The following is a 722-nucleotide window of genomic DNA, read 5'->3' on the forward strand; positions in this document are numbered from 1 at the left end:
ACCTCCAATCCTAATACTTCAACTGATAAAGACGCTAGTCATGTATATACCAAAGTCGGGTATTATACCATTACGCTGACTGTAAGTCGGGAAGGCGCTTGTCCTCAAACTATTCAAAAACCATTTCGGGTAAATGGAAGTATTCCAAGAGCAGATTTTAATGTTCAGGGCAGTTTGTTTTGTAGTGGGAAAGAGTTGGTATTTGAAGATAAGGCTACAGTAGATTTCGGTGAAATCACCAGAATTGAATGGTATTTTGATGATCAGAATCCTGGGCAGGTACAGGTTGATCTTCATCCTGAAAAACGGAATGTAGCAGCCAGGATTTACAAGTACCAGTATCCTGTTTTTCATAACCCATCTTCAAAGACTTTAACCGTGCGGATGGTCGTTTATTCTGGTACTTCCTGCTTGTCTGAGCAAAGTAAGACTATCGTTTTACAAGCTAGTCCGGAAGTTACTTTTGATCCAATACCTGCGGTTTGTAGAAATGTTTCCGCATTTGGGTTGACCGAGGCAAAGGAAATTTCTGGAATTGCCGGAATGGGGAGATACTTTGGTGTAGGAATCAATGCAGAAGGAAAGTTTAGCCCGGAGTTGGCTGGCCTGGGAACTCATACCCTCAAGTATGTTTTTAGAGCTGATAATGGTTGTGAAGCGGAAAAAAGTCAGCAGGTAATGGTACTTAATGTACCAGTAGCTGATGCAGGAGGGGACCTTTA

1 protein-coding gene is annotated in these 722 nt (G+C 42.0%); it reads left to right on the top strand.

The genetic code is table 11. The features are described from left to right. Window positions 1-722, top strand: a 722-nt coding sequence (locus R2S10_RS24695) for a hypothetical protein (protein ID WP_316843065.1), incomplete at both ends; no start/stop codon positions are given.

The organism is Pedobacter gandavensis (assembly GCF_032678745.1).
Classification (GTDB): domain Bacteria; phylum Bacteroidota; class Bacteroidia; order Sphingobacteriales; family Sphingobacteriaceae; genus Pedobacter; species Pedobacter gandavensis_C.